The organism is Synechococcales cyanobacterium T60_A2020_003, assembly GCA_015272205.1.
In the GTDB taxonomy this organism is placed as follows: domain Bacteria; phylum Cyanobacteriota; class Cyanobacteriia; order RECH01; family RECH01; genus JACYMB01.
On the sequence record JACYMB010000178.1, the window covers coordinates 1 to 6,801 of the forward strand.

The 6,801-nt window shown below is 52.9% G+C and carries 4 protein-coding genes and 2 pseudogenes; 3 read left to right on the top strand and 3 right to left on the bottom strand.

The genetic code is table 11. From position 1 onward, the window contains the following. Positions 1-72 precede the first annotated feature (72 nt). On the top strand, positions 73-1,422 hold the full coding sequence (locus tag IGR76_09290) for a chloride channel protein (GenBank protein ID MBF2078699.1): 1,350 nt from the start codon (positions 73-75) through the stop codon (positions 1,420-1,422). A 4-nt stretch (positions 1,423-1,426) separates the two neighbouring features. On the opposite strand, the gene IGR76_09295 is transcribed toward IGR76_09290, so the two are convergent. Further along, positions 1,427-1,756: a divalent-cation tolerance protein CutA gene (locus tag IGR76_09295; GenBank protein MBF2078700.1), complete on the bottom strand. Its 330-nt coding sequence runs from the start codon at positions 1,754-1,756 to the stop codon at positions 1,427-1,429. A gap of 15 nt (positions 1,757-1,771) precedes the next feature. Next, positions 1,772-2,640 (bottom strand): annotated as a pseudogene (locus IGR76_09300) (metal-dependent phosphohydrolase). A gap of 881 nt (positions 2,641-3,521) precedes the next feature. Here IGR76_09300 and mrdA point away from each other — a divergent pair. Both mrdA and IGR76_09310 read left to right on the top strand, forming a co-directional pair. Further along, the gene (mrdA, locus tag IGR76_09305; GenBank protein ID MBF2078701.1) at positions 3,522-5,312 is read left to right on the top strand and encodes a penicillin-binding protein 2; all 1,791 of its coding nucleotides are present in this window, start codon (positions 3,522-3,524) and stop codon (positions 5,310-5,312) included. Between the two features lie 366 nt (positions 5,313-5,678). After that, a pseudogene (locus tag IGR76_09310) lies at positions 5,679-6,041 on the top strand (calcium-binding protein). A 155-nt stretch (positions 6,042-6,196) separates the two neighbouring features. On the opposite strand, the gene IGR76_09315 reads toward IGR76_09310, so the two are convergent. Further along, the gene (locus tag IGR76_09315) at positions 6,197-6,691 is read right to left on the bottom strand and encodes a DUF4189 domain-containing protein (GenBank protein MBF2078702.1); all 495 of its coding nucleotides are present in this window, start codon (positions 6,689-6,691) and stop codon (positions 6,197-6,199) included. Positions 6,692-6,801 lie beyond the last annotated feature (110 nt).

Consider the following 6,801-nt stretch of genomic DNA (forward strand, 5'->3'; position numbering starts at 1 on the left):
AGAGCGATCTGGGGAAGCCCGCGCTCTACCCGATAGGGTGAGCGTCGGGAGGATGTCACTCAGCCCTTTCGAGTGTCGAAAGAACGCTATCGGCTGTTTCTGGGGGCGGGGGCAGCGGCAGGCATTGCGGCGGGATTCAACGCCCCTATTGCTGGGGTATTCTTTGCCTTGGAAGTCGTGTTGGGAACCAGTTTCACCACCTCTGCTGCCAGTCTCATCCTACTCTCATCCGTTGTGTCCTCTCTCGTCTCCGGCACGCTGTTGGGAGTGCATCCGGCCTTTACCCTACCTGCCTATCAGGTCTTAAGTCCATGGGAGTGGATTTACTACTTTGGCCTAGGGGTTCTAGCCAGCGGTGTCTCGCTGCTCTTCACGCAAATCGTGCGGGGATGTCAGGCGAGCTTTCGTGGTGAAGTGGCTGCATTGCAGTGGCTCAGTACGATTCCGCCCGTCTTTCAACCTGTGCTGAGTGGGTTAGTGGTCGGCGCGATCGCCCTCCTATTGCCTCAGGTCTTGGACGTGGGCTACGGATCGTTCAACGTGATTTTGAGTGGCGATTCCTGGCCGTTAGCGACCCTCGCTCTCCTGCTGGGAGCCAAGCTTTTGGCAACGGCCATTAGTTCCGGCAGCGGCCTCGTGGGCGGCATTTTTGCTCCGGCCATGTTTCTGGGGGCCTGTTTGGGATCGTTCTACGGTCAAGGATTGGCGATCGCCCTGCCCCCCGGATTTGATCACATCGCCCCTCCTCCCGCCTACGCTATGGTGGGCATGGCTGCGGTTTTAGCGGGTACGGTCAGAGCGCCGCTCACCGCAATTTTGCTGCTGTTTGAACTCACCAAGAACTATTTGATCATCCTGCCCCTAATGGTGGCGGTAGGGGTTAGCGTTCAAGGCGCAGAGTGGATTAAAGCACGACAATCCGTTCAAAGTCTGGATTTGGCTCAGATGGGAGTCAGCCTGGTCAAGGAAACGGCTCAGGATCTCCTGGCCTCCGTGCAGATCCAGGATGTCATGAACACTACCTACTTGATGCTGCCGTTATCTACACCGATTGTGGATGCGGGGGCAACAATGGTGGGAGAATCGGTGCGGGCGGCGATTTTGGTCGATCCGAGCGATCGCCCTGTGGGGATCGTGACCCTAACCGACATCAAACGTGGACTCAGCGGAACTGGGCGATCGCCTCTGGGATTAACCCTAAGCGACATTGCCACCAAGGAAATTCTGATTGCCTACCCGGATGAATCGGCAGCCCAGGCAATCACCCGAATGGATAGTCGAGGGCTACACTTCTTGCCTGTGGTTGATCGTGACCATCCTGCCAAAGTCTTGGGTATTGTGGAGCGCGATCGCATTTTGCTGGCGGGTGAGCTGAAATCAATGCAATCGCTGCTGACGCATCAGGAATTGCAAACGGTATAGAGCGTCAAAATAACGGATGGGGAGAGGTTTGGGCTTCGATCCACTGCAAATAGGGATCGGACGCATTCACAATCGGCAGGGCAATAATTTCAGGTACGTCGTAGGAATGCTGTTCTCGGATCGCGTGCTCAAGCTGAAAAAAGCGATCCAGTCGGGTTTTCAAGATCAATTGCCATTCCTGCTCTTCGCAGAGATTCCCGTCCCACGTGTAAATAGATTGCACTGGGAATAGGTTTGCACAGGCGACTAGCTTCTGTTCTACGAGGGATCGGGCTAGGGCGATCGCCTCCTCCTGGGACGGAACCGTGACCAGCACCACTCCAAACGCACTCATCCTTATTCTCCCGTCCTATCGTTCTATGGCGTTCCAGCCTTGAGGCATCAACAAGGGGCGATCGCCAATATGTTCATATTCCACCACAAAGACGTTAGAGTACAGATTGGCAATAATTTGTTTCCCTTCCCGGGTAAGGGAAAGATAGGCCAAGGAGCCGCGAATGTAGGGGTAAATGCCATTCCAGTAAAAACCAGGATAGTCTCGGCGTAAGTCATCGGGAGTGGAATATCCCATTTTCTGATTGAACCCAATTTCCTCAAATTCGTAATACAGGGCGCTAACTTTGTTGAGGTAGCGGGGATCGCTCAACTGACCAATTAAATCTGCGGCTCGGACTAATCCCGGAAAGGTCGTTGTCTCATCGTGATCCCCATCTTCGGGAACGGGGAACCGAGTCAGTTCGATGTTGCGCTTGATGATTTCAGCGTTGATCAACTGATATGGCTAGCTGGCAACAGCTATATAAACAGCTTGCCGCGATCCACATGGTACGGTGCGAGGCTGGCATCCGTTGCGCCCTTCGGTAAATGAATGACGTCCTCACCGATTCCAGTGGCATAGCGCCCATTTCCATCTTGCCGACAACCCCCTTTCACATAGCCAATGTCGTGACACAGTAGCGAAATCATGCAGTGCAGCCAATCCTCGCAGGATACTCCCCCTTCGCGAATGTGTTTACCGCGCGAAATTTCCTGACCCACTAGGGTTACGAGCAGAGTGTGTTCAATGTTGTGGTAGAGGGCGTTATTTTCGAGTGCCATCCGTCCCGACCAGCTAATGATGTTGGCGTAGTCTGGCTTTAGCCCGCCATAATTTTGCTCATAGCCGATTTGCAGCTCTTGTACAAATTCGTTAATCAGCGTCGTTGTGGGATTAAACATACCTACCCGTTACCAACCAGAAACCACGGAAACTGCAGCGGAGCCAAGGATGCTGTTTCTATAAACTTTAATCACTATCGTTCAAAATTTAAGCTTTCGTATAAATGATCGGCGTCACAGCACAGATTCAGAGGGATCGGCGAATATAGTTCACCAAGTCCCATAATCAACCTACGTTTAGACAATGCGATCGCGCCCTTTCTGTCATTATTCGATACCCCCGAACCCAAACCGGGAGGCTTCGGCACAAAACAACTTGAGAGCCTTGGACATGCCTACTACAAGGCTCACATGATGCTTGATGCTCCTGCTGTAAGTCGTTGTAGATAACTCAGCTAAGCGATGTCTGGGCTGACTCTAAACTCTCTTGAACGAGAGACGATCGGCTGTTCCTTTAAGAACAGACGACCCCCAAACCATTAGGCATAATAGCGAGCAGTCCAACATAATCTTGTCCGCCAGACAAGAAAAGCGGATCGCTACATAGCGATTCATAGGGGCAAAGAGGTCATGAAAGTGTGGCTACGGACATGAATCCCCCTGGGTTTACAACGAGATGTGAGCAGCTAGGTTCCTGCGGTAATTGAATTTGTGCATCCCCCCTCCCAACTGAATTCCAAGTTCAGTCCATTTCAAAATACAGGGCTGCAAGATATCCCGAACTGCTCCTGCGATCGGTGAGTAAAGAGGAAGGGTAAGTCGGTTTTAAATGACTCCCCCTAGGTTTAGTGAGCATGAGGCTGCTAGCAAAGGGGAATTTCCTACCACTCTCCATCTAACGACTGCAATCCAGGTATCGTGATTGACTACCGCTTTTAATACGCTGATCTCTGCCGGTCTGCGTGTTTCTTCCCCATAACATTCCCTAAAGGTTCAAAACTATGGCAACAGGCGTTGTCTTTATTCCTCGCGATCGCAAGCCAACTCCTACCACGTCCTCCGCCCCAAAATCGGGTGAGTTCCGGGAGCATCTTTTCCAACGGGCAGCCTGGTTGATGATGGTGATCACCGTGCTGATGGGAGGATGTACCTATCGCCTCATCCACCTTCAGTTGATTGATGGTCAGAAGAATCTGGAACGCGCCGAAGCCAATCGAATTCGGATGATCCCGCTACGCGCCGATCGCGGCAACATCGTCGATCGCAATGGAGTTTATTTAGCAACTAACCAACTGTCGCGATCGCTCTACTTCTGGCCTCGGCAGCATTCACCGCAAGCCTGGCAGCAGATTGCCGCGCAGGTCAGTCCGATTGTCGGTATTCCTGTTCCTGAAATCCTGCAACGTCTGGAAACGGTGGGGTATGATTCCCCCCTGCCCGTTCGCATTGCCCAACAGCTTAATCCCAACGCCTTCGTCGCCATATCGGAAAAGTCAGAGCAATGGCCAGGGGTAGAAATCATTCCTGAGACAAGCCGCGTGTATCCCAAGGGAAAACTAGCCGCCCATGCGTTGGGATACCTGGGCGAAGCCAGCGAAGAGGATATGCAGGCTCACCCGGACTATCCCAGTGGCATGATCGTCGGCAAAATGGGGGTCGAACAGTTCGCGAACGATCGCTTAGCGGGCGTGTGGGGAAATCGATTAGTTGAAGTAGACGCCCGTGGCAAAGAGCATCAGCTTTTGGGCACTCAACCTGCTCAATCGGGCAGCACCGTTCAACTGACCCTCGATGCCGCGATGCAGACTGCCGCAGAACGAGCGCTTGGGGCAAGACGGGGCGCTGTTGTGGCCTTGGATGTCCGTACGGGAGCAGTGCTCACCTTAGCCTCTACGCCTGCCTTTGATCCCAATATCTTTACTCATCGGATTACGGAGGCGGAATGGAACAGCCTTCACGAAGGGGATCAGCCATTTTTGAACCGTGCCTTGCAGCCCTATCCGCCTGGTAGCACCTTCAAGATTGTGACGTCGGTTGCCGGAATGGAATCGGGCAAGTTTAATCCTGGGTCGGTACTCGGCACGGCAGCCTTTATCACCGTAGGCGATACCCAATTCTGGGAACACAGTAAGCAGGGCTATGGAACCATCGGCTTTGTGGATGCTCTCGCCTACAGCAGCAATACCTTTTTCTATCAGGTGGGCATGGCCGTTGGCCCGGAGGCGATCGCCAAATGGGGCGGCATTTTGGGCATTGGCACTACCTCCGACATGGGGTTACTGGGCTTCACACCGGGCATGATTCCGACTCCGGCCCAGAAAGAAACGATTTTTGGAGAGCCTTGGTATGTGGGCGATACGGTGAGTACGGCCATCGGTCAGGGCTTGGTACAGGTGACACCGCTGGAGCTTGCCGTGATGGTGGCGGCGATCGCCAATGGGGGATCCCGCGTTCATCCCCACTTATTGACGTCTGAGACGGCTTTACCCGACATGCACCCCGAACCCACGGGCATCGCATCTGACGTAATCTCGGTCATTCAGGCAGGCTTAAAAGCGACCGTGCAACGAGGAACTGCTCAGGTCTTGAATGATGGATCGATTCCTCCCTCAGCGGGCAAGACGGGAACCTCCGAAGTGCTAGGTCAAGAATCCCATGCGCTCTTTGTCGGCTATGCTCCCGCTGATAATCCCCAAATTGCGGTGGCGGTGATTGTCGAAAATGGCGGATACGGCGGTGTGGCAGCCGTGCCCGTAGCCAAAGAGGTGTATAAGGCGTATTTCAAAAAATAGGTATCGAGTGTCTGATTGCACGAGGTTCCCTGGGACAATCAGTAGCAGAGAGATGACTATAAATGCGATGCTGGAGGTATTATCCGATCAATGCATGGTCAACTCGAACCGAAAACTTCAAAACACAAAACGGATATCTAGCTGTAGTCACTCGAGGCAGCACGGGATTCAGCGGTCAGAGCCCTATAGTGGGTAACAAGTCTCTCCATTCCTACCGCTTTACCCGTCTTGACGGTTGATATGGCAGTGGTGGTGGTGGAGCAACCCTGCACCTGTCCTAACCAACCCTTTGGTTGCTATATGAGTCCTCTAGATTCCAGTGGAAGGTGAGGTGAGAGTCCACGAGTCCTCAAGGAGGTTACCGATATGACTCAAGCAGAACGGGATACGCAATGAGAAGAGCGAATTATGCGGTGGATTGGGGGACATTCTTCCAGTCCTGAAGAAGAGGTAAAGAGTTGGTATGCCTACTTACAAGAAAATCTGCAGTTCCCATTTACGGCAATCAATCAGATTCAGAGCCCTCCGCTTCAGGCGCATACCCATGTTGAAGTCCTGCGTATGATTCCAAAGGAGCAGTGTACGCACGACATGCTCGTTGAAGCGGCCTGGAATGATCAGAGGTTTGCGATCCCCCTAGGTCAGCTTGCCGCCCCCGATGCCGATGGAGGAACTCAGCAGGCGATCGCTGACTGGCACTATTGGGTAAAACAGGGCTATAAATTCTAGGGCTGACAAAAAAGGAGCCATTCGGCTCCCGTCATGGTTATGGACAAGTTGTGAACAGCAAGCGAAGGAACAAGTTATGAACTCGATATCGCTGAGGTTAGCCTGACTGGGACTAGCATGTTGATGGGTCAGGCCACCTCAAGCGATCGCTCATCTTACCAGGAGGAGAGGGAGTATTCGATGGAGCAGGTGTTCGCATCTGCTACCGTGGGGGCATAGCTGCGGCACAGGTCGATGGCATTAGCCTGGGCTTCGGATGCGGTGTTGCCCCAGGATGCGCCCCAGCTACTGTAGCCGATGGCTAGCGCACCATAACCATTGCTAAACCACATGACTTGGCAATCATCGTAGCCACATTCGTACAGCGCCCGGTTTTCAGCATCGCTTTGGTAGTCGTAACCCCAGGCTACGCCGTAGTAACCCGTGGAGGGAGAATAGGCGATCGCGCCGTAGGTGTCGTAGCCTTGCTTAATCAGAAGCTGGGTGGGTTCAGTTTGGGAAACGGCCATTCCAGACCCGTCTTCAACGATGGATGCAATGCCGACATTAGCAGTTTCTTTGAGAGACTCTGCCGCCTTCGCAGGTGCAGCAATGGAAGCAACGGAAAGAGCGGTCAGAGCAATTGCAGAAGCGATAAGATTCTTTTTCATGGTTCTTGTATGCAAGCAAGTTGACTGTGTGTGAGTTTTAGAAGCAGGCCTTGAGCTCGACTTTATCCAATTGATCCAAAAAGGAAAGCAGCAAGCAGAATTCAGATGAG

Bases quoted from the DNA above. Each gene is read 5' to 3' on its own strand.
- IGR76_09295 (MBF2078700.1), bottom strand. From the start codon at position 1,756: ATGAGTGCGTTTGGAGTGGTGCTGGTCACGGTTCCGTCCCAGGAGGAG.
- mrdA (MBF2078701.1), top strand. From the start codon at position 3,522: ATGGCAACAGGCGTTGTCTTTATTCCTCGCGATCGCAAGCCAACTCCT.
- IGR76_09315 (MBF2078702.1), bottom strand. From the start codon at position 6,691: ATGAAAAAGAATCTTATCGCTTCTGCAATTGCTCTGACCGCTCTTTCC.